This window comes from Microbacterium luteolum (assembly GCF_039533965.1).
Taxonomy (GTDB): domain Bacteria; phylum Actinomycetota; class Actinomycetes; order Actinomycetales; family Microbacteriaceae; genus Microbacterium; species Microbacterium luteolum.
Genome location: NZ_BAAAUN010000001.1, coordinates 309,992 through 330,503, shown reverse-complemented (window position 1 = coordinate 330,503; position 20,512 = coordinate 309,992). Strand labels below are relative to the sequence as shown.

The 20,512-nt window shown below is 68.6% G+C and carries 19 protein-coding genes; 13 read left to right on the top strand and 6 right to left on the bottom strand.

Features of this window, described 5'->3' with window-relative positions; translation table 11 throughout:
- Positions 1 to 30: 30 nt before the first annotated feature.
- The 6 genes from aceE (at position 31) to ABD648_RS01600 (ending at position 7,660) form a co-directional block, all read left to right on the top strand.
- On the top strand, positions 31 to 2,757 hold the full coding sequence (aceE, locus tag ABD648_RS01625; RefSeq protein ID WP_282216993.1) for a pyruvate dehydrogenase (acetyl-transferring), homodimeric type: 2,727 nt from the start codon (positions 31 to 33) through the stop codon (positions 2,755 to 2,757).
- A gap of 31 nt (positions 2,758 to 2,788) precedes the next feature.
- Entirely contained in the window at positions 2,789 to 3,991 is a 1,203-nt protein-coding gene (locus ABD648_RS01620; RefSeq protein WP_282216992.1) for a PucR family transcriptional regulator, read from the top strand.
- A 100-nt stretch (positions 3,992 to 4,091) separates the two neighbouring features.
- Positions 4,092 to 5,012, top strand: coding sequence for an ACP S-malonyltransferase (locus tag ABD648_RS01615; RefSeq protein ID WP_282216991.1), 921 nt, complete (start codon positions 4,092 to 4,094; stop codon positions 5,010 to 5,012).
- On the top strand, positions 5,009 to 6,010 hold the full coding sequence (locus ABD648_RS01610) for a beta-ketoacyl-ACP synthase III (protein ID WP_282216990.1): 1,002 nt from the start codon (positions 5,009 to 5,011) through the stop codon (positions 6,008 to 6,010). The genes ABD648_RS01615 and ABD648_RS01610 overlap by 4 nt, the downstream gene beginning before the upstream one ends.
- Positions 6,011 to 6,077: 67 nt before the next feature.
- The gene (locus tag ABD648_RS01605) at positions 6,078 to 6,326 is read left to right on the top strand and encodes an acyl carrier protein (protein WP_017830435.1); all 249 of its coding nucleotides are present in this window, start codon (positions 6,078 to 6,080) and stop codon (positions 6,324 to 6,326) included.
- A 92-nt stretch (positions 6,327 to 6,418) separates the two neighbouring features.
- On the top strand, positions 6,419 to 7,660 hold the full coding sequence (locus ABD648_RS01600; RefSeq protein ID WP_282216989.1) for a beta-ketoacyl-[acyl-carrier-protein] synthase family protein: 1,242 nt from the start codon (positions 6,419 to 6,421) through the stop codon (positions 7,658 to 7,660).
- 69 nt (positions 7,661 to 7,729) lie between these two features.
- On the opposite strand, the gene yczE is transcribed toward ABD648_RS01600, so the two are convergent.
- A complete protein-coding gene (gene yczE / locus ABD648_RS01595; RefSeq protein ID WP_282216988.1) occupies positions 7,730 to 8,395 on the bottom strand; it encodes a membrane protein YczE in 666 nt (221 codons plus the stop codon).
- Between the two features lie 95 nt (positions 8,396 to 8,490).
- Here yczE and yczR point away from each other — a divergent pair, with 95 nt between their 5' ends.
- Positions 8,491 to 9,894: a MocR-like transcription factor YczR gene (gene yczR, locus ABD648_RS01590; RefSeq protein ID WP_282216987.1), complete on the top strand. Its 1,404-nt coding sequence runs from the start codon at positions 8,491 to 8,493 to the stop codon at positions 9,892 to 9,894.
- 146 nt (positions 9,895 to 10,040) lie between these two features.
- On the opposite strand, the gene ABD648_RS01585 is transcribed toward yczR, so the two are convergent.
- Together ABD648_RS01585 and ABD648_RS01580 are read right to left on the bottom strand one after the other, a co-directional pair.
- Positions 10,041 to 10,544, bottom strand: a complete 504-nt coding sequence (locus tag ABD648_RS01585) for a DUF3145 domain-containing protein (protein ID WP_116634819.1) — start codon at positions 10,542 to 10,544, stop codon at positions 10,041 to 10,043.
- 242 nt (positions 10,545 to 10,786) lie between these two features.
- Positions 10,787 to 11,560 (bottom strand): hypothetical protein, encoded by a 774-nt coding sequence (locus ABD648_RS01580; RefSeq protein ID WP_282216986.1) that lies wholly within the window; start codon positions 11,558 to 11,560, stop codon positions 10,787 to 10,789.
- A 176-nt stretch (positions 11,561 to 11,736) separates the two neighbouring features.
- Between ABD648_RS01580 and ABD648_RS01575 the strand changes: the two genes are divergently transcribed.
- Genes ABD648_RS01575 through ABD648_RS01565 form a run of 3 tightly spaced genes read left to right on the top strand, consistent with a single transcriptional unit; the run spans position 11,737 to position 15,337 of the window.
- A complete protein-coding gene (locus ABD648_RS01575) occupies positions 11,737 to 13,740 on the top strand; it encodes a DUF262 domain-containing protein (protein ID WP_282216985.1) in 2,004 nt (667 codons plus the stop codon).
- Entirely contained in the window at positions 13,740 to 14,996 is a 1,257-nt protein-coding gene (locus tag ABD648_RS01570; RefSeq protein ID WP_282216984.1) for an alpha/beta fold hydrolase, read from the top strand. Before ABD648_RS01575 ends, ABD648_RS01570 begins: the two co-directional genes overlap by 1 nt.
- A gap of 56 nt (positions 14,997 to 15,052) precedes the next feature.
- Complete coding sequence (locus ABD648_RS01565; protein WP_282216983.1) at positions 15,053 to 15,337, top strand: hypothetical protein; 285 nt, start codon at positions 15,053 to 15,055, stop codon at positions 15,335 to 15,337.
- Between the two features lie 69 nt (positions 15,338 to 15,406).
- Here ABD648_RS01565 and ABD648_RS01560 read toward each other — a convergent pair whose 3' ends face one another.
- From ABD648_RS01560 to glgA, 3 genes are all read right to left on the bottom strand, one after another.
- Positions 15,407 to 15,664 (bottom strand): type B 50S ribosomal protein L31, encoded by a 258-nt coding sequence (locus ABD648_RS01560; protein WP_282216982.1) that lies wholly within the window; start codon positions 15,662 to 15,664, stop codon positions 15,407 to 15,409.
- 111 nt (positions 15,665 to 15,775) lie between these two features.
- Entirely contained in the window at positions 15,776 to 16,561 is a 786-nt protein-coding gene (locus ABD648_RS01555) for an ABC transporter ATP-binding protein (protein ID WP_282216981.1), read from the bottom strand.
- A gap of 17 nt (positions 16,562 to 16,578) precedes the next feature.
- On the bottom strand, positions 16,579 to 17,763 hold the full coding sequence (gene glgA, locus ABD648_RS01550; protein WP_282216980.1) for a glycogen synthase: 1,185 nt from the start codon (positions 17,761 to 17,763) through the stop codon (positions 16,579 to 16,581).
- A gap of 70 nt (positions 17,764 to 17,833) precedes the next feature.
- On the opposite strand from glgA, the gene ABD648_RS01545 reads away from it, so the two are divergent.
- From ABD648_RS01545 to ABD648_RS01535, 3 genes are read left to right on the top strand one after another with little or no spacing between them, the layout of a single operon-like run.
- Entirely contained in the window at positions 17,834 to 19,075 is a 1,242-nt protein-coding gene (locus tag ABD648_RS01545) for a glucose-1-phosphate adenylyltransferase (RefSeq protein WP_282216979.1), read from the top strand.
- A 50-nt stretch (positions 19,076 to 19,125) separates the two neighbouring features.
- Positions 19,126 to 19,761: a phosphoserine phosphatase SerB gene (gene serB / locus ABD648_RS01540; RefSeq protein ID WP_282216978.1), complete on the top strand. Its 636-nt coding sequence runs from the start codon at positions 19,126 to 19,128 to the stop codon at positions 19,759 to 19,761.
- A 43-nt stretch (positions 19,762 to 19,804) separates the two neighbouring features.
- Positions 19,805 to 20,500, top strand: a complete 696-nt coding sequence (locus ABD648_RS01535; protein WP_282216977.1) for an alpha/beta fold hydrolase — start codon at positions 19,805 to 19,807, stop codon at positions 20,498 to 20,500.
- Positions 20,501 to 20,512: the final 12 nt, after the last annotated feature.

Below are 20,512 nucleotides of genomic sequence, written 5' to 3'. Positions count from 1 at the left end.
GACCTGCCAGCTTGACGAAAGGTTCGCCCCGTGACTGTGCACGACCAGGATCCTTATTCCCAAGGCCCCCAGGACAGCGATCCGGAAGAAACCGGAGAGTGGCAGCAGTCGCTCGATGAGCTGGTGGATGCCAAGGGCCACGGCCGCGGCCGCGAGATCATGCTCAGCCTGCTCAAGCGCTCCAAGGAGCTGCACCTGGGCGTCCCGATGGTTCCGACCACGGACTACATCAACACGATCGCTCCGGAGAACGAGCCCGAGTTCCCCGGTGACGAAGAGGTCGAGCGTCGCTACCGCGCGTGGATCCGCTGGAACGCGGCCATCACGGTGCACCGCGCACAGCGCCCCGGCATCGGCGTCGGCGGCCACATCTCGACCTACGCGTCGTCGGCCGCCCTCTACGAGGTGGGCTTCAACCACTTCTTCAAGGGTGCCGACAACCCCGGCGGCGCCGACCAGATCTTCGTGCAGGGCCACGCCTCCCCCGGCACCTACGCCCGCTCCTTCCTCGAAGGCCGCCTGACCGAGGACCAGCTCGACGGATTCCGCCAGGAGAAGTCGCACGCCCCGAACGGCATCCCCTCCTACCCGCACCCGCGCCTCATGCCGGAGTACTGGCAGTTCCCCACCGTCTCCATGGGTCTCGGTCCGATCAACGCCATCTACCAGGCGATGTCGAACAAGTACCTCGAGAACCGCGGCATCAAGGACACCTCCGCCTCGCACGTCTGGGCCTTCCTCGGCGACGGCGAGATGGACGAGGTCGAGAGCCGCGGTCAGCTGCAGGTCGCGGCGAACGAGGGTCTCGACAACCTGACCTTCGTCGTCAACTGCAACCTCCAGCGTCTCGACGGCCCGGTGCGCGGCAACGGCAAGATCGTCCAGGAGCTCGAGTCGTTCTTCCGCGGTGCCGGCTGGAACGTCATCAAGGTCGTCTGGGGTCGCGAATGGGACGACCTGCTCGCCCGCGACACCGAGGGCGCTCTGCTCAACATCATGAACGTCACCCCCGACGGCGACTACCAGACCTACAAGGCCGAGTCGGGCGCGTACATCCGCGAGCACTTCTTCGGTCGCGACGAGCGCGCAGCCGCCCTCGTCAAGGACTACTCCGACGACGACATCTGGAACCTCAAGCGCGGTGGCCACGACTACCGCAAGGTCTACGCCGCGTTCAAGGCCGCGACCGAGCACAAGGGCAAGCCGACCGTCATCCTCGCGAAGACCGTCAAGGGCTACGGCCTCGGTCCGCACTTCGAGGGCCGCAACGCGACCCACCAGATGAAGAAGATGACGCTGGACAACCTCAAGACGTTCCGCGACGCCATGCACATCCCGATCACGGACGCGCAGCTCGAGGAGAACCCGTACCTGCCCCCGTACTACAACCCGGGACCCCAGGACGAGACGATCCAGTACATGCTCGAGCGCCGTCAGGCACTCGGCGGCTTCCTTCCCGAGCGCCGTTCGACGCACGTCGGACTCTCGCTGCCGGATGACACGGCCTACGCCCTGCCCAAGAAGGGCTCGGGCACGCAGGAGATCGCCACGACCATGGCGTTCGTCCGTCTGCTCAAAGACCTCCTGCGGTCGAAGGACTTCGGCCACCGCATCGTGCCGATCATCCCCGACGAGGCGCGCACGTTCGGTATGGACGCGTACTTCCCGACGGCGAAGATCTACAACCCGAACGGCCAGCACTACACCTCGGTCGACCGTGAGCTGCTCCTCGCCTACAAGGAGAGCCCGCAGGGCCAGATCATGCACGTCGGTATCAACGAGGCGGGCGCTCTCGCGGCGTTCACGGCCACGGGCACCTCGTATGCCACGCACGGCGAACCGCTGATCCCGATCTACCTCTTCTACTCGATGTTCGGCTTCCAGCGCACCGGTGACGCGCAGTGGGCCGCCGGCGACCAGATGGCCCGCGGGTTCATCATGGGCGCCACCGCCGGCCGCACGACGCTGACGGGTGAGGGCCTGCAGCACGCCGACGGTCACTCGCACCTGCTCGCGTCGACGAACCCGGCGACGATCTCGTACGACCCGGCCTACGGCTACGAGATCGCGCACATCATGCGCTCCGGTCTCGAGCGCATGTACGGCGGCAACCACGAGGACCCCAACGTGATGTACTACATCACGCTCTACAACGAGCCCATGGTGATGCCCGCCGAGCCCGAGAACGTGGACGTCGACGGCATCGTCCGCGGCATCCACCGCGTCTCGGTCGGCGAGGGCGAAGGTCCCCGCGCTCAGCTGTTCGCATCGGGTGTCGGTCTGCCCTGGGCCCTCGAGGCGCAGGAGCTCCTGAAGAACGACTGGGGCGTGATCGCCGATGTCTGGTCGGTCACCTCGTGGACCGAGCTGCGCCGCGACGGCCTCGCCGCCGACGAGCACAACTTCCTCTACCCGGAGGAGGAGCCCCGCACGGCGTACCTCACCCAGAAGCTGCAGGGTGCAGAGGGTCCGGTCGTCGCGGTCAGCGACTTCATGCACGCGGTGCAGGACCAGATCCGCCCCTGGGTGCCGAACCGGTTCGCGACGCTCGGTGCGGACGGCTTCGGCTTCTCCGACACGCGTGCCGCCGCTCGTCGCTTCTTCAAGATCGACGGACCGTCGGTCGTGGTCCGCACGCTGCAGTCGCTCGCCGAAGACGGCGTCGTCGACCGGTCTCTGGCCGCGCAGGCGATCCAGAAGTACAGCCTGCACGACGTCAACGCCGGCACCAGCGGCAACGCGGGCGGGGAGAGCTGAGCCCTCGGTGACAGGTTCGTCTTCCCGCAGTATGGACAAGACCGCGACGCTCACCTGGCTGCGCCGTATCTCCGGTGACATCGCCTCGGTGACGATCAAGCGGCTGGAAGACACGCTCCCCTGGTACGCCGACATGCCACCGGCCCGCCGCTCCGCGGTCGGGCTGGTGGCGCAGGCGGGCATCACCTCGTTCATCCAGTGGTACGAGGATCCGACTTCGACGCCGTGGATCGCGGCCGACATCTTCGCCGCGGCTCCCCGAGAGCTGCTGCGCAGTGTCAGCCTCCAGCAGACCCTGCAATTGATCCGTGTGACGGTCGAGGTCACCGAGGAGCGTGTCGCGGGTCGCGGAAACGACCTCCGCGAGGCGATCCTGCTCTACTCGCGTGACGTGGCCTTCGCCGCGGCCGACGTCTACGCACGCGCGGCCGAGGCACGCGGTCTCTGGGACGCCCGCCTCGAGGCGCTCGTCGTCGACTCGATCCTCACGGGCGAGGCCGACGAGGAGCTGCCCAGCCGTATCGCGGCACTCGGCTGGCACGGCCATGGCGAGGTCGCAGTCCTGGTCGGCACGACTCCCCCGCAGTTCGATGTCGACCTCGTGCGTCGCACGGCCCGCAAGCTCGCCGTCGACGTGCTCATCGGCGTGCAGGGCTCGCGGCTGGTCCTCGTGCTCGGACGCGCCAGGGTCGCCGGCCAGGACAACGAGGAAGTCGAGGACGAGCTCGGCTTCCAGGAGATCGCCACGCGGCTCGAGCCCTCGTTCGGCCCGGGATACGTCGTTCTCGGCCCGGCGGTCGCCGCGCTCGTGGACGCGAGCCAGAGCGCACGCGCCGCACTGGCCGGCTTCGCCGTCGCCCGCGCCTGGCGCAGCGCCCCCCGCCCCGTCGAGGCCGACGATCTGCTGCCGGAACGCGCTCTCGCCGGAGATCCGCTCGCGAAGCACACCCTCATCGAGCGCATCTTCCGCCCTCTCCAGGCACACTCGACCGACCTCGTGACGACGCTGTGGAGCTACCTCGACAACGGCCGCTCCCTCGAGGCGACCGCCCGCGAACTGTTCGTCCACCCGAACACCGTGCGCTATCGCCTCAAGCGGGTGAGCGAGGTCATCGGCTGGGATGCCACCGGGCCCCGCGAGGCGCTGATCCTGCAGACGGCGTTGATCCTCGGATCCATCGGCGTGACGGATCAGACACGCCGTCGTCCGGCCGTCCGCCGCCCGCAGCGCTGAGCCCCGGAATCCCGCGGGCTGTACGCCACACACAAGGGTTCGTCGGAATCTTGTGATGGATCATCCACCGCTCGGCACGAAACGTTGGCAGACTGAGGATGTGATTGTCGTCGTCTGCCCTGGACAGGGCTCGCAGACCCCCGGATTCCTCGCACCCTGGCTCGAGCTCGACGGGGTGGCCGAGCGCCTCGCCGCCTACTCGGAGGCCGCGGAGGTCGATCTCCGCGAACACGGCACCGTCTCGGATGCCGACACGATCCGCGACACGCGCATCGCGCAGCCGCTGATCGTCGCCGCCTCGCTCATCGCCGGCGACGCACTCGCCGAACGGGCCGGTCGTCGCCCCGACGGCACAGCAGGACACTCGGTGGGCGAGATCGCCGCCCTCGTCGGCAGCGGCGTCATCGACGCCGAGACGGGCATGCGCCTGGTCGGCATCCGCGGACGAGCGATGGCGGAAGCCGCAGCGCAGACACCGACCGGCATGAGCGCTGTTCTCGGCGGAGACGAAGCCGCGATCCTCGAGCGCCTCACCGAACTCGGCCTCTCCCCCGCGAACTACAACGGCGGCGGCCAGCTCGTCGTCGCCGGCGAGCTCCCCGGACTCGAGGCCCTCGCCACGCAGCCCGTCAAGGGCACGCGGGTGATCCCGCTGCAGGTCGCCGGAGCCTTCCACACGGAGTACATGGCATCCGCGGTGACGGCTCTGCGCGATGCTGTCGCCACGGTAGCGCCCGCCGACCCCTCGATCACGCTCTGGACCAACCGCGACGGCTCGGTCGTCGACAGCGGCGCCCAGGCGCTCTCCTACCTCGTCGACCAGGTGTCCTCCCCCGTGCGCTGGGACCTGTGCATGAGCTCCTTCGCCGACCGCGGCATCACGGGCCTGATCGAACTCGCTCCCGCCGGCGCGCTGGTCGGGCTGGCCAAGCGCGGTCTCCGCGGTGTGCCCACGGTCGCCGTCAAGACCCCCGAAGACCTCGACGCGGCGGTCGCGCTGCTGAACGGAGAAGCCGCATGAGCATCACCCTCGCCCAGGTCGCCGGCCCCGCCTACACCCGCATCTACTCGTTCGGTGCAGCACGCGGCGAGAACGCCGTGCCGAACGAGGACCTCATCGGCCCCATCGACTCCAGCGACGAGTGGATCCGCCAGCGCACGGGCATCATCACGCGTGCCCGGGCGAACAAGGACACCGATGCCATCGACCTCGCCACCGAGGCGGCCGCCGAGGCCATCGAGAAGTCCGGCGTCCCCGCCGACCAGGTCGACCTCGTGATCGTCGCCACGATCAGCAACCCCAAGCAGACGCCGTCGGTCTCCGCGATCGTCGCCGATCGCGTCGGGGCGAACCCGGCCGCCGCTTACGACATCAACGCCGCGTGCGCGGGGTACGCGTATGCGATCGCCCAGGCCGACGCCCTGATCAAGGCGGGAGCGGCCCGCTACGCCCTCGTGATCGGCACGGAGAAGCTGTCCGACGTCGTGGACCCGACGGACCGGAGCATCTCCTTCCTGCTCGGCGACGGTGCGGGCGCCGCTCTCATCGGCCCGAGCGACACGCCCGGCATCGCCCCGGCCGTGTGGGGCTCCGACGGCTCCAAGGCGGATGCCGTCGGCATGAACGGCACTCTCACCCAGTTCCGCGACGGCGAGGTGCCATGGCCGACGCTCCGCCAGGAGGGCCAGACGGTCTTCCGCTGGGCCGTGTGGGAGATGGCGAAGGTCGCCCGCGAGGCGCTCGACAAGGCCGGCGTCGAGCCGACCGACATCGCCGCCTTCATCCCGCACCAGGCGAACATGCGCATCATCGACGAGTTCGCCAAGCAGCTGAAGCTGCCGGAGAGCACGGTGATCGCCCGCGACATCGAGACGACCGGCAACACGTCCGCCGCGTCCATCCCGCTCGCGAGCCACCGGCTGATGGCCGAGCACCCCGAGCTGTCGGGGGGTCTGGCGCTGCAGATAGGCTTCGGCGCGGGGCTCGTGTTCGCCGCACAGGTCGTCGTCCTCCCCTGAGTTCGCGCGACCTTCTCTAGACTGTTCCACGGTTCCGAATACAACCCGTAAGAAAGAGGAAGACCACATGGCTTTCACCAACGATGAGGTCCTCGCAGGCCTCGCTGAGCTGATCACCGACGAGACCGGCATCAACGCCTCCGAGGTCGCACTCGAGAAGTCGTTCACCGACGACCTCGACATCGACTCGATCTCGATGATGACGATCGTCGTCAACGCCGAGGAGAAGTTCGGCGTCACCATCCCCGACGACGAGGTCAAGAACCTCAAGACCGTCGGCGACGCCGTCAGCTTCATCGTCGCAGGCCAGGAGTAATCCCCGCAGGATGCCACCCCCGCGACCGCGGGGCGTGGCATCCTCTGCCTTGCCCGAACTCCGCTCCACCCCGCCCGACAAGGAACCACACCATGACCAAGCGCATCGTCGTCACCGGCATCGGCGCCACGTCCGCCATCGGCGGGACCGCCCCGGAGAACTGGGCGAACCTGCTCGCAGGCATGTCCGGCACCCGGACCCTCGAGCACGACTGGGTGCAGCAGTACGAACTCCCCGTCACCTTCGCCGCCGAGGCCATCGTCCGCCCGGAAGAAGTTCTGCCGCGCCACGAGGCGAAGCGGCTGGACCCGTCCTCGCAGTTCGCTCTGATCGCCGCGCGTGAGGCCTGGGCCGACGCCGGCTCGCCCGAGGTCGTCCCCGAGCGCCTCGGCATCGACTTCGCCACCGGCATCGGCGGCCTCTGGACTCTGCTCGACGCCTGGGACACTCTTCGCGAGAAGGGCCCGCGGCGTGTCATGCCCCTGACCGTGCCGATGCTCATGCCGAACGCCGCGGCGGGCAACCTGTCGCTGCAGTTCCACGCCCGCGCCTACGCCCAGACCGTGGTGAGCGCGTGCGCGTCGAGCACCGAGTCGATCATCCACGCCTTCCACCACCTGCAGGACGGCGATGCCGACATCGTGATCGCCGGCGGCACGGAGTCCGCGATCCACCCGATCACCATGGCGTCGTTCGCGTCGGCGCAGGCGCTGTCGCGTCGGAACGACGACCCCGCCACGGCGTCCCGTCCCGGCGCGATCGACCGTGACGGCTTCGTCATGGGCGAGGGCGCGGCGGCGCTCATCCTCGAGACCGAGGAGCACGCGAAGGCGCGCGGCGCCAAGATCTACGGATACGTGCTCGGCGGCGGCGTCACGGCCGACGCGTACCACATCACCGGGAACGACCCAGAGGGCAACGGCGCCGCGCGCGCTGTCACCCAGGCCCTGGAAGAGGCCGGCATCACAGCCGACCAGGTCACGCACATCAACGCGCACGCCACGTCGACCCCGGTCGGTGACCCGAACGAGTACGTCGCACTCCGGAAGGTCTTCGGAGAGCGGATCGATGAGATCCCGGTCTCCGCGACGAAGGCCTCCACCGGCCACCTGCTGGGAGGCACCGGCGCCCTGGAGGCGATCTTCTCCCTCCTCGCGCTGCGCGATCGTGTCGCCCCGCCGACGATCAACATGACCGAGCCCGACCCCGCCGTGCCGTTCCGCCTCTCCGGAGACGCGACGCCGCTCGGCGACGGTCCGCAGTTCGCGATCAGCAACTCGTTCGGCTTCGGCGGCCACAACGCCGTCGCGGTGTTCGCCGGCGTCGACTACTGACCTGCGGAGCAGCGCACGAAGAAGGCCCTGGGATCACTCCCGGGGCCTTCTTCGTGTCTCTGTGCGGTGTCACCGCATCGGCAGGGGTGCGAGCCGGAGAGAGCGCTCCTCACGCAGACGGGTGATCGCCGGCAGGAACCATCCGATCAGCGGCCCGACTCCCAGCGCGAAGAGCACGGTGCCGACGCCGACGGGCCCGCCGAGCAGGAAGCCCACGAGCAGCACGCTGCCCTCGATGAGCGTGCGGACGATCCAGACCTTCCAGCCGGTGACGCGGACAAGTCCCGTCATGAGACCGTCGCGCGGTCCGGGTCCGAAGCTCGCGGCGATGTACAGGCCGGTGGCGAAGGCGAGCAGCACCAGCCCGAGGACGAACATCGGGGCGCCGACCCAGATCGACGGCGGCGCCGGCACGACGGCGAGCGTGACGTCGGCGCTCGGCCCGACCAGAAGCGCATTGAGCAGCGTCCCGATGCCCACTCGCTGGCGCAACGGAATCCACAGCAGCAGCACGACGACCGAGACGAGCACGGTGACCGTGCCGTAGCCGATCCCGGACTGCCCCGATACACCGAGGGCGAGCACGTCCCATGGGGCGACGCCGATGCCACCGCGCACCATCAGACCGAGGGCGACGCCGTAGAGGAAGAGTCCGGCGATCAATTGCACGAAGCGCTCGACGAAGTCGCGTCGGCTCGTGGCGGTGACGGGGATGAAGAGGGAGCGCAGCTGCATCTTTCCATCGTGGACGGCCCGAACGCGACCGAAGCGAGACCAGTCATCGAAAAGTGGCCTGCAGATACGAGGCCACTTTGCGGCATGCTGGAACCATGACATCACGACTCGTGGAGCAGTTGGGCGCGCAGAACGCCGCGGGATCCACGGCCGCCGAGCTCGCGGGTCAGATCCGCGCGCTGATTCTCGACGGACGACTCACCAACGGCGAACGGCTTCCCAGCGAGCGCGCACTGGCCCTCGAGCTGCGGCGCTCGCGTTCGACGATGACACGTGCGTACGGCCTGCTCGAGAGTGACGGCTACGTCACCCGCCTGCACGGTGGTAGCACGCGGGTCGCTCTTCCGCACATCGAGCACAGGGCGTTCGACTCCGACGACGCCTCCGCGATCGATCTCTCGATCGCCTCGATGGACTCGACGCCCGGACTCTACGACGCCACCGTGCGATCGCTTCCGCGGCTGGCAGCACTGCGCAGCACGAGCGGATATTCGCTGCAAGGCCTGCCCGAGCTCCGGGACGCCGTCGCGAGTCGGTTCACCCAGCGCGGGGTCCCGACATCGCCCGAGGAGATCATCATCACGTCCGGCGCGCTCAATGCCGTCAACCTGGTTCTCGCCGCGATCGGGCGGCGCGGTGAACGCGCCGTGGTCGAGCAGCCGTCGTTCCCCCACGCGCTCGACGCATTGGACCGGAACGGCTATCGGCTGACTCCCACACCGGTCGGCATCGACGGCTGGGATGTCCGCCATCTCACCGAGCTGCTGCTGCGGAGCCGCCCGCGGGTGGCCTATCTGATCCCGGACTTCCACAACCCGACGGGCGCGACCATGACGGATGCCGATCGGGATCGCGTCGCTGCCACCGCGCGGAACGTCGGCACGAGCGTGATCGCCGACGAGACCACCACCGAGCTCGATATCGATCGGGGGTGGACGCCGCTTCCGATGGCCGCGTTCAGCCCGCAGGTGATCACGGTCGGCTCGATGTCGAAGATCGCCTGGGGCGGTCTGCGCCTCGGATGGATCAGGGCGGAGAAGCCGGTCATCGCGCGCGTGCTCGCGGTCCGCCCGTCGTTCGAGCTGGGCACGGCGCTGCTCGACCAGTGCATCGCGGTCGAGCTGCTGGACGAGATGCCCGCGCTCGCCGAGCACGTCCGCTCCCGTCTGCACGCGGGGCGGTCGGCCGTGAGCGCCGGACTGGAAGCCATCGGAGACCTGCGGATGCCGCGCACTCCCGGCGGGCTGTCCGCCTGGATCGACCTGGGCGCTCCGATCTCGACACGGCTCTCACTCGCGGCACGTGATCGCCGACTGATCGCACCGCCCGGTCCGCGGTTCTCCACCGGCGGAGTGCTGGAGCGATTCCTTCGCATCCCGATCACCTATCCGCCCGAACGCACGATCGAGGCGCTGGAGCGGCTGCGCCTCGCCTGGGACGACGTCCGCGAGGGCACGGCCTTCCGTCCGGTCGCTGACACGCACGCGGCGGTGATCTGAACGCGTCGGCTCGACGGACGAGAACCCCGCCTCGGTGAACAGAGGCGGGGTTCTCGTCGGTGGAGCGAGGATACGTTTCTCAGCGTCCGGGAGAGACCACCGGCATCCGATACTCGGCCTCCTGCGCTCCAGGTCTGTCGTCGGCCTCAGCCGACCTTGTGGAGCCAGACGACGCGCGCGTCGTCGCTGGCGTGGCGGAACGGCTCCAGCTCCTCGTCCCAGGCCGAGCCGAGCGCGATGTCCAGTTCGCGCTGCAGCTCGACCGCGTTTCCGGCGGAGATCTCCATCGCGTAGCGGATGCGATCCTCGCCGATGACGATGTTGCCCGCCGCATCCGTCTGGGCGTAGTGGATGCCGAGGTCGGGCGTGTGCAGCCACCGGCCGCCGTCGCTGCGCGGCGTGGGATCCTCGGTGACCTCGAAGCGGAGGTGCTCCCAGCCGCGGATGGCGGTCGCGAGAGCGGCCCCGGTGCCCACGGGTCCGTCCCAGTAGAACTCGGCGCGGCGGGCGCCGTCGAGGACGGGCTGTTCGGTCCAGTCGAAGTTGACCGCACGCCCGATGGCGCGTCCTACCGCCCATTCCAGGTGCGGGCAGAGCGCGCGAGGCGCAGAGTGGACGAAAACCACTCCGCGTGCGTAAGCCGTCGCCATGATCTCTCCGTTTCATCAGGTGCGTCTTCCCCAACGACCTGAAACCCACGAGAGTGGCGAGAATATGCGGTTATGGGCCCATTCTCGCCCAGTCGGCACGAAATCACAAGCATGTAGTTCCGGCGCAGAAAGGCCCCGGTCATTCCGACCGGGGCCTTTCACGCTTCGACAGGCTCAGCGACCCATGACGGGCAGCTCAGCGAGCCACCCGATGGGGGCTCAGCGAGACTCGACGAAGGGGCTTACGCCTCGCTCATCGCCTGCTTGACCTGCTGGCCCTTGGCGGCGTAGTACGCGGCGCGAGCGGCATCCTTGCGGGCCTGCTCGGCGTAACCGAACTCGAGCGTCTCCTGGTCGACCTCGTAGTTGGGGACGTCGTCCGTGCCGTTGTACTTCTCGATGTAGGCGTCGAGCTCCGGGCCCGAGGTCCACGACGTGATCAGGCAGTAGCGGGGCTCGTCGCCGTTGTGCGTGGCGGCATGCCACAGGCGCTGGGTGTCGACGATGAGCTGGGCCCCGGCCGGCAGAGCGATGCGGTACTCGATGCTCGGGTCCGTGCGGTTCTCGCGGAGGACGAAGTAGCTGTCCTTGTCGTCGGTGAGGTTGAAGAACCCGCGGACGACCCAGCCGGTCCCGTCCGGGTTCAGACGGTTGTTGTCGTCCTGGTGCAGGTTGTAGAGGCACTCGCCATAGGGCGTGGGCTGCAGCTCGATGACGCGGCAGCGACCGACGTTGGCGCCCGGCTCCTGCGCGCGACGCGTCAGATTCGGCGCCTTGGCCGTCTGCGAGTCGATCCAGACGCCGTCCTTGTCGGTGCGCGGCGGCTTGTGGTTCCAGAAACCGTTGCACTCGATGTCACCGAAGGCGCTGGCGAGCGGTGCGAACCGGGTGTCGCCGGACGACTTCCAGTCGTTGTACTCGATGTCGAGCCATTCCTTGGGGTCGAGCTCCTGGTTGTAGCTGTCGAGGACGACGAATCCCTTTTCCTCGAGGGCAGCGGACTTGATGTATCCCATGATCTGAGTCAGATCCTTTCATCGGGGGCCAGCACGTTTTAACAGGCCCTGATAAGGCAAGCCTAACAGCGTCCGCGCGGCGTTCCCCGGAGGTCCGCCGTGCATAACCGAATAGACTGAGCGGGGCGCCCGGCGAGTCCTCGGTGCCCTGTGCAACGGGAGGACGAGACACCAGCATGAGCACCGCGACCAACGTCGAGGCGACAGCAGTCAACACGATCGAGTGGCTCGCGACGGGGACGACGACCATCGTGGTTCCGGTGTATCAGCGGCAGTACCGGTGGGACATCGGGGGCTGCGAGCGGCTGCTCTCCGACATCCGCGCGGTGGCCGGCGAGGACGATGCGCACCGGCACTTCATCGGGTCGATCCTCTCTGCCCAGGACGGCCAGGAGCCGGGCTCCGACCTCATCCTCATCGACGGGCAGCAGCGCATCACGACGCTGATGCTGCTGGTCGCCGCCCTGCACCACGCCGTCCGCGACGACGATCCGACCATGGCGGCGGCGCTCGAGCGCGTACTGGTGCGCCCCGACTCCCCCGGTCGCACCAAGCTGAGGCCGCACGACGCCTGGGCAGACCTGTACGAGTCCGTGGTGCTGGACCGCCGCGACGACGTCGATCGCGAATCCCGGTTCGACGACAACTACGCCTTCTTCCGCAGCCAGATCCACGCCGACGAAGCCCCCCGCATCTGGAGCGGACTGCAGAAGCTCGAGCACGTGTCGATCACTCTCGGAGCGCAGGCGAACGCGCAGCAGATCTTCGAGAGCCTGAACTCCACCGGCGAGCCGCTGCGCGATCACGAGCTCATCCACAACTACATCCTCATGGGGCTGACGCACGCTGAGCAGCTCGACGTGGAGACCCGGTTCTGGCTGCCGATCGAGCAGCACACGGGTGAGGCCATCGGCGCGTTCTGGCGTCACTACCTCGTGATGACCACCGGCCGCGAGCTGGCGGCGAACGGCGAGCACGGCGTGTACAGCGCGTTCCGCCGATCGTTCCCCCGCGTCGACGTCGCCCATCTGCAGGCGGATGCCGAGAACTGGCGGCACTTCGCCGAGATCTACGGCGTCCTGCTCGATCCCTCGCGCGAGCAGGACCCTGAGATCGCGCGACAGCTCCGATACGTGAACACGTTCGGCCGGTCGACGTACCCGCTCGTGATGAGCGCCTACAGCGACCACACCCGCGGCGTCATCGGTCGCGAGGAGCTCATCGAGACGCTGGAGTGGATCCAGACGATGCACCTGCGCCGGACGCTCGTGAATCTGCCGGGCGAGCGTCTCATCGCCCGCCTGTGCCGGGCGCGCACGGCCGGCCGCGACGCCCTCGCCCGCGCGTTCGCGCGCATCACGCCGTCGGACGAGCGCGTGAGCGCCGTGCTGAAGTACAGCGAGCTCCCGCACGCGGCCTACGTGCTCGGCCGCCTCGAGGGCGTCGACGACATCGAGGGATTCGACGTGGAGCACATCGTCCCGTCCGTCCCCGGCGACACCTGGTCGGGCGACGGGGCGCGCCCGTGGAGCGAGTACTCGGAGGACGAGCAGAACAGCCACCGTGCTCTCGCGCCCACCCTGGGGAACCTCACCCTGCTCGAGCAGCCGCTGGCCGAGCGCGTCTTCGGAGCGTCGTATCCGGTCAAGCGCGTCGAGGCCTACGCCCGGAGCACGGTGCCTGGTACCCGGACCATCGGCGAGACGGCCTCCTGGGGCACGGCGGCGATCACGCAGCGCACCGTCGCGCTCACCGCCGACCTCCTGCGGATCTGGGCCCGCCCGGCTCTGCCCGAGATCGACGACGACGGCCTGACCCCGATCCTGGATGCGGTCCGCCGTCGCGGGTGGCCGGCCGGCTGGGAACACGAGTTCGACTACGTCGAGTACCGCGGAGAGCGCTGGGAGGTTCCCGACGTCAAGTACCTCTTCAACCGCGTTTTCCGCCGCGCGTGGACCGACACCCCGGCGGCAGCACTCGCCTACTGTGCGAGCCACGGCGGTCCGATCTACGACGAGATGGCATGGAAGGGGCAGTGGGACGACCTCGACGACACGCACTTCCTCTACATGGGCTGGGACTCGAACTACATGATGACCGCCGTGCAGGGCGTGCTGGAGGAGTCCGGCATCGCCTCGGAGGTCTTCGTCAAGTACTCCTATATCGGAAACGTAATGTGATGACCACTGCCAAGACCGTCACCCGCCGGCTGCTCGATCTGACCGTCGAGGAGCACACCCTGACCGTGCCCCTCGTCTGGGACGACCCGACCGATCACCGCACGATCGACGTGTTCGCCGCGGTCGTGTCACGGGAGGGCGGCGAAGCGCTGCCGTTCCTGGTCTTCCTCCAGGGCGGACCTGGCCACGAGGCGCCGCGCCCGTTCCACTCCCCCGTCTCGCCCGCGTGGCTCGACGAGCCCCTGGCCCACTACCGGGTCGTGCTGCTGGATCAGCGCGGCACGGGTCGATCCACTCCCGTCGGCGACGACGATCTCGCTCTGGGCTCGTCCGCGATCGCCGAGCACCTCACGCACCTGCGCGCCGACGCGATCGTCCGCGACTGCGAGGCCCTCCGCGAGCACCTCGGAGCGGCGACCTGGAGCGTGCTCGGCCAGTCCTTCGGCGGCTTCACGACGCTGGCGTACCTGACGACCGACGCCGCCTCCCTGGACCAGGTCTTCATCACCGGCGGGCTGAGCGCCGTGGGCCGCCACCCGGACGACGTCTACGCGCTGTGCTATGACAAGATGCGCTCCGCATCCGAACGCTACTACCGTCGCTTCCCCGAGCATCGCGACGCGATGCGACGCCTCGTCGACCGCGCGGATGCCGGTGACATCGTCCTGCCCGATGGCGAAGTGGTCTCGCGCTCGCGCCTCCGCTCGCTGGGGTCCGCCCTCGGCACGAACGACGGCTGGCAGACCGTGTGGTCCCTCCTGGAGCGCGATCCGCGGTCCAACGCCTTCCGCCACGATCTGATGCATGCGATGCCGTACAGCGGGCGCAACCCGATGTACTTCGCGTTCCACGAGTCGAGCTATGCAGACGGCGACGCGACCCGCTGGTCGGCCGAGCGCACGGAGCCGGCGGACTTCCGCGAGGACCCGACACTGTTCACGGGCGAGCACATCCGCCGGGAATGGACCGAGACCGTCCCCGCGTTCCAGCCGTGGCGCGAGGTCGCGCTCGAACTCGCCGAGTTCGCCTGGCCGAGCATCTACGACGCGGACGCGATCTCCGCCTCCGGGGCGACCGGTGCCGCCGCCGTCTACGTGAACGACGTCTACGTACCGATGGAGTTCTCGCTGGAGACGGCTCGCCTGCTCCCCGGCGTGGAGCTCTGGGTCACGAGCGAGCACGAGCACAACGGACTCCGCGCGGGACCCGTGCTGACGCACCTGATCGACCTCGCGCACGGGCGACGCATCCGCTGAGAAAGTCCACCCGCAGACGGATGCCGCCGTGACACCGCCCTGCCTATCCTGGTCGTATGACCGATGTGATGGCGTGGGCGACACTGGCGCTGGTCCTCGCCATGGGGCCGCTGCTGCTCATCATCGGCATGATGCACACGTTCTCGCGCAAGCCCGTCGAGGAGAAGTACGAGAACGCCACGGCCGGCGGGCTGGGCGGTGCGTTCGACGCCGTCTGGTCTCCTTCGGCCCACGAAGCAGGACAGGAGCGGGACCGGCAGACGCAGCGGACCGCACCGGCGCCGTCTCCCGGCGATCCGCCGAGCAGGATCGACGGCGGCCGCATCGTGATCGACATCTGACGGTCGCGTCCGACGCATGACGAAGGCCCCGCACTCCGAGGAGCACGGGGCCTTTCGAGGCGGAGGTCCTTACTTGGACGAGCCGCCGAAGCCCTTGAAGCGCTGGTTGAACTTCTCGACGCGACCGGCCGAGTCCATGATGCGCTGCTTGCCCGTGTAGAACGGGTGCGATGCCGAGGAGATCTCGACGTCGATGACGGGGTACTCCACGCCGTCCAGCTCGATGGTCTTGTCGCTCGACACCGTGGAGCGGGTGAGGAAGGTCTCGCCCGAGCCGAGGTCGCGGAACACGACAGCCTTGTAGTCGGGGTGAATGTCAGTCTTCATGGGATTCCTTAGTTGCTGCCCTGGATTGTGCCAGGGACGAGGGAAGTCTGCGGCGCGGTGAGCACCAAGGATCGATTCTATCAGTACTTCGACGAAGCTCAGTAATCAGGTTCAGGCGGCTGCGCGGGCGGCGTACCGGCCCTCGTCGCTGGTCAGGACGATGGGCATTCCGAAGGTCTCACCCAGGTTCTCGGCCGTGAGCGTGTCAGCGATCGGGCCCGCTGCGACGACGGCGCCGTCGCGGATCAGCATCACATGGGTGAATCCGACCGGGATCTCCTCCACGTGGTGCGTGACCATGAGCATCGCGGGGGTCGTCGGCGACGACGCGTAGCCGCTGAGAAGCGTCAACAGCTCCTCGCGCGAGCCGAGATCGAGAGAGGCGGTCGGCTCGTCGAGCAGCAGCAGCTCCGGGTCGGTCATCACCGCTCGGGCGATCTGCACGCGCTTCTGCTCGCCGTCGCTCAGGGTGCCGAAGGTGCGCTCCGCGAGGTGCGCGAGGCGCCAGTCGCCGAGGACGCGCAGAGCGCGGCGCTCATCGATCTCCTCGTAGTTCTCGTTCCAGCGTCCGAGCACCGAGTACGCGGCGGTCAGGACGGTGTTCAGGACCGTCTCGTCGCGCGGGACGCGCTTGGCCATGGCCGACGACGCGAATCCGATGCGCGGGCGCACCTCGAACACGTCGGTGCGGCCCAGGGTCTCTCCGAGAACGGTGACCGTGCCCGAGGTCGGATGCATCAGCGTGTCGGCCAGCTGGAGCAGCGTGGTCTTGCCTGCGCCGTTCGGACCGAGGATCACCCATCGCTGGTCGTCTGAGACGTCCCAGGTCACGTGATCGATGATGTTGCGTCCCTCACGGCGCACGACGACGTCGGTGAATTCCAGAGCGCTCGGCATGCACCAAGCCTATCGGCTCAGGGGGTGAGCTCCGCGTAGAGCGCGCGGGTGGTGTCGGCGATCGCGCCCCAGCTGAAATCGCTCCGCGCGCGCTCGCGTCCGGCCGCACCGTACTCACGGGCCCGCTCCGGATCCATCGCCACCTCGGTGAGCACGGCAGCCAGATCGGCGACGTAGCGCTCGGGATCGACGGGCGTGCCCGTGCCGTCCTGCAGCTGCTCGATGGGCACGAGGCGACCCGTCACACCGTCCGCCACGACCTCGGGGATGCCGCCGGTCGCGGTGCCGACGACCGCCGCTCCGCAGGCCATCGCCTCGAGGTTCACGATCCCCAGCGGCTCGTAGACCGACGGGCAGACGAACGTCGTCGCGGCGGTCAGGATCGCGGACAGCTCGTCACGCGGCAGCATCCGCTCGATCCAGATGACGCCGTCGCGGCTCTGCTGCAGCAGACGGACGCCTTCCTGCACCTCCGCCATGATCTCGGGGGTGTCGGGGGCGCCGGCGCACAGCACGAGCTGCACCTCCGGCGGCAGCAGCCGCGCTGCCTGGAGCAGGTACGGGAGACCCTTCTGCCGCGTGATCCGACCGACGAAGACGACGGACGGCCGCGTCGGATCCATCCCGATCGACTCCAGGAACGCCGCATCCTGCACCGGACGCCAGCGCTCGACATCGATCCCGTTGTGGATCACCCGCACCTTGGCGGGGTCGACCTGTGGGTAGCTGCGCAGGATGTCGGCGCGCATTCCGGCACTGACCGCGATCACCGCCGCGGCGTTCTCGTACGCGAGCTTCTCGATCCCGCTGGACACCACGTAGCCGCCGCCGAGCTGCTCGGCCTTCCACGGACGCAGCGGCTCGAGGCTGTGCGCGGTGAGCACGTGCGGTATCCCGTGCAGCTGCGACGCCAGGTGTCCGGCGAAGTTCGCGTACCAGGTGTGGCTGTGCACCACGTCCGCGTCGGCGATCGCCGAGACGATCTCGAGGTCGGTGCCCAGAGTCTGGAGCGCCGCGTTCGCGCCGGCGAGTTCCGCGGGGGGCTGATAGGCGAAAGTCCCCTCCTCGTCGCGCGGTGCGCCGAACGCGCGGACGCGCACATCGATGCTCTTCCGCAGCGCGGTGACGAGCTCGGCGACGTGCACACCGGCCCCGCCATAGATCTCCGGCGGGTATTCCTTGGTGATCATCTCGACTCGCATGCAATAGACGCTAGCGACTCACTTGTAAAGACGCTAGGAACCGGAAAGGAGTGGCATCTATGGTGGAGCCATGTCCGCTCCAAAGAAGGTCTTCGGGATCATCCTCGCCGGTGGCGAGGGCAAGCGCCTCATGCCCCTGACGGCCGATCGTGCCAAACCCGCCGTGCCCTTCGGCGGACAGTATCGACTGATCGACTTCGCGATCTCGAATCTCATCAACTCCGGCCTCCGCCAGGTCGTCGTGCTCACCCAGTACAAGTCGCACAGCCTCGACCGGCACATCTCGCAGACATGGCGGATGTCCGCGCTCCTGGATTCGTACGTGGCGTCCGTGCCGGCGCAGCAGCGGCTCGGGAAGCGATGGTTCTCCGGCTCCGCCGACGCGATCCTGCAGAGCATGAACCTCATCAACGACGAGAAGCCCGACATCGTCGTGGTCATCGGCGCCGACCACGTCTACCGGATGGACTTCCGTCAGATGCTCGAGGCGCACATCGCCTCCGGGGCGAAGGCCACGGTCGCCGGCATCCGTCAGCCGCTCGCCCTCGCATCGCAGTTCGGCGTGATCGATGCGGACGCCGAGTCCGGCCTGATCAAGCAGTTCCTGGAGAAGCCGACCGACATCGCCGGCCTCGAGGACTCCCCCCACGAGGTGCTCGCCTCCATGGGCAACTACATCTTCGATGCCGACGCCCTGATCGCCGCCGTCGAGGCCGACGGCGAGTCCCCCACCTCGGGTCACGACATGGGCGGCGACATCGTGCCCTACTTCGTCGATCGCGGTGAAGCGGGCTATTACGACATGAAGCAGAACGAGGTCCCCGGGTCCTCGCCGCGCGACCGGTCGTACTGGCGGGACGTGGGGACGATCGACTCGTTCTTCGATGCCCACCGCGACCTGATCTCGACGCTTCCGATCTTCAACCTCTACAACATGGAGTGGCCGATCCACTCGCAGGCGGTCAACTCGCCGCCGGCGAAGTTCGTCCGGGACTCGGTCGGACGCATCGGCAACGCCATCGACTCGATCGTCTCGCTCGGCTCCGTGCTCTCGGGCACGCATCTCGAGCGCAGCGTGGTCGGGCCGTGGACGCTCGCAGGCGGCGGCTCGACCATCACGGACTCGGTGGTGTTCGACCATGTGCAGCTGGGCCAGGGGTCGCGGGTGCATCGCGCGATCCTCGACAAGAATGTCGTGCTGGCCGACGGCGCGACCGTCGGAGTCGACCGCGAGCGAGACCTGGCGCGCGGCTTCACGGTCACCGAGTCGGGGATCACCGTCGTCGGCAAGGGTGTCTTCATCGAACGCTGAGTCGGTCACGCGGCGGGAAGACGGTGCGCGCGGTCGCTAGGCTCGAAGCCGTGACCTCCGCGCGATTCCTCGTCGTCCTCGATGCCGATTCCACCCTCATCCGCAATGAGGTGATCGAGCTGCTCGCCGACGAGGCGGGCCGCCGCGACGAGGTGCAGGCCGCGACCGAGGCGGCGATGCGCGGCGAGGTCGACTTCGCCGCGAGCCTGCGGTCGCGCGTGGCCGCGCTCGAGGGCGTCCCCGTGTCGGCGTTCGCCCGCGTCCGCGCACGGATCGAGCCGACGCCGGGGGTGCGAGAGCTCACGGACGCCGTGCACGCACGCGGCGGTGTCGTCGGCGTGGTCTCCGGCGGGTTCCACGAGATCCTCGACAGCGTCGCCCCCGACCTCGGAGTCGACCGCTGGCGCGCCAACCGACTCTCGGTCATCGACGGAGCCCTCTCCGGCCACATCGACGGCGACATCGTGGACGCCGCGGCGAAGGCCTCCTCCCTGCGCGAGTGGGCGGCCGAGCTCGGCGTCGCGCCCCACGCGACGATCGCGATCGGAGACGGCGCGAACGACCTCCAGATGATGGCGGCGGCAGGTCTCGGCCTCGCCTTCAACGCGAAGCCCGCGGTGCGCGAGGCGGCGAGCCTGGTCATCGGCCCGCAGGACCTCGCCGAGGTCATCGCGCTGCTGCCCTGAGGATGCCGTGGCGGATGTCGGTGAGCCCCACTACCGTCGGGTCATGGACATCATCCTCATACCAGGACTCTGGCTCGACGCCTCCAGCTGGGACGACGTGATCCCCACGCTCGAGAGAGCAGGGCACCGCGTGCATCCGCTCACTCTGCCGGGCCTCGGTGCGCCGGCTTCCGAGTCGGCCGAGATCGGGATCGCCGACTGGGTCGACGATGCGACGCGCGCCCTCGACTCGCTTCCGGGCGAGGCCGTCGTGGTCGGGCACAGCGGCGGCGGCAACGTCGCGTGGGGCGTGGCCGACGCTCGTCCCGAGCGCGTGAGGCGCGTGATCTTCGTCGACACCGTGCCTCCGCCCTCCAGTAACGGCATCAGCGAGTTCGAACTGGTCGACGGCGTCGTGCCGTTCCCCGGGTGGGACTTCTTCCCCGACGAGGACGTCAGCGATCTCGACGAGGAGACGCGGTCGCGCACCGCTCCCCTGACGCACAGCGTGCCGGCACGCGTGCCGACCGACGAGATCGTCCTCACCGACAGTGCCCGCTACCGCATCCCTGTGACGCTCCTCATGGGCGGGCTCGATCAGGAGACGTTCGAGGGGATGATCGATCAGTGGGGGCCGTACGCCGACGAGTACCACGCGATCGATGACGCGGAGGTCGTCAAGGTCGGCTCCGGACACTGGCCGCAGTTCTCGGTGCCGGAGAAGCTCGGCGAGCTGATCAACGCGGCGATCGCGCGCTGAGAGCTCGCGTCG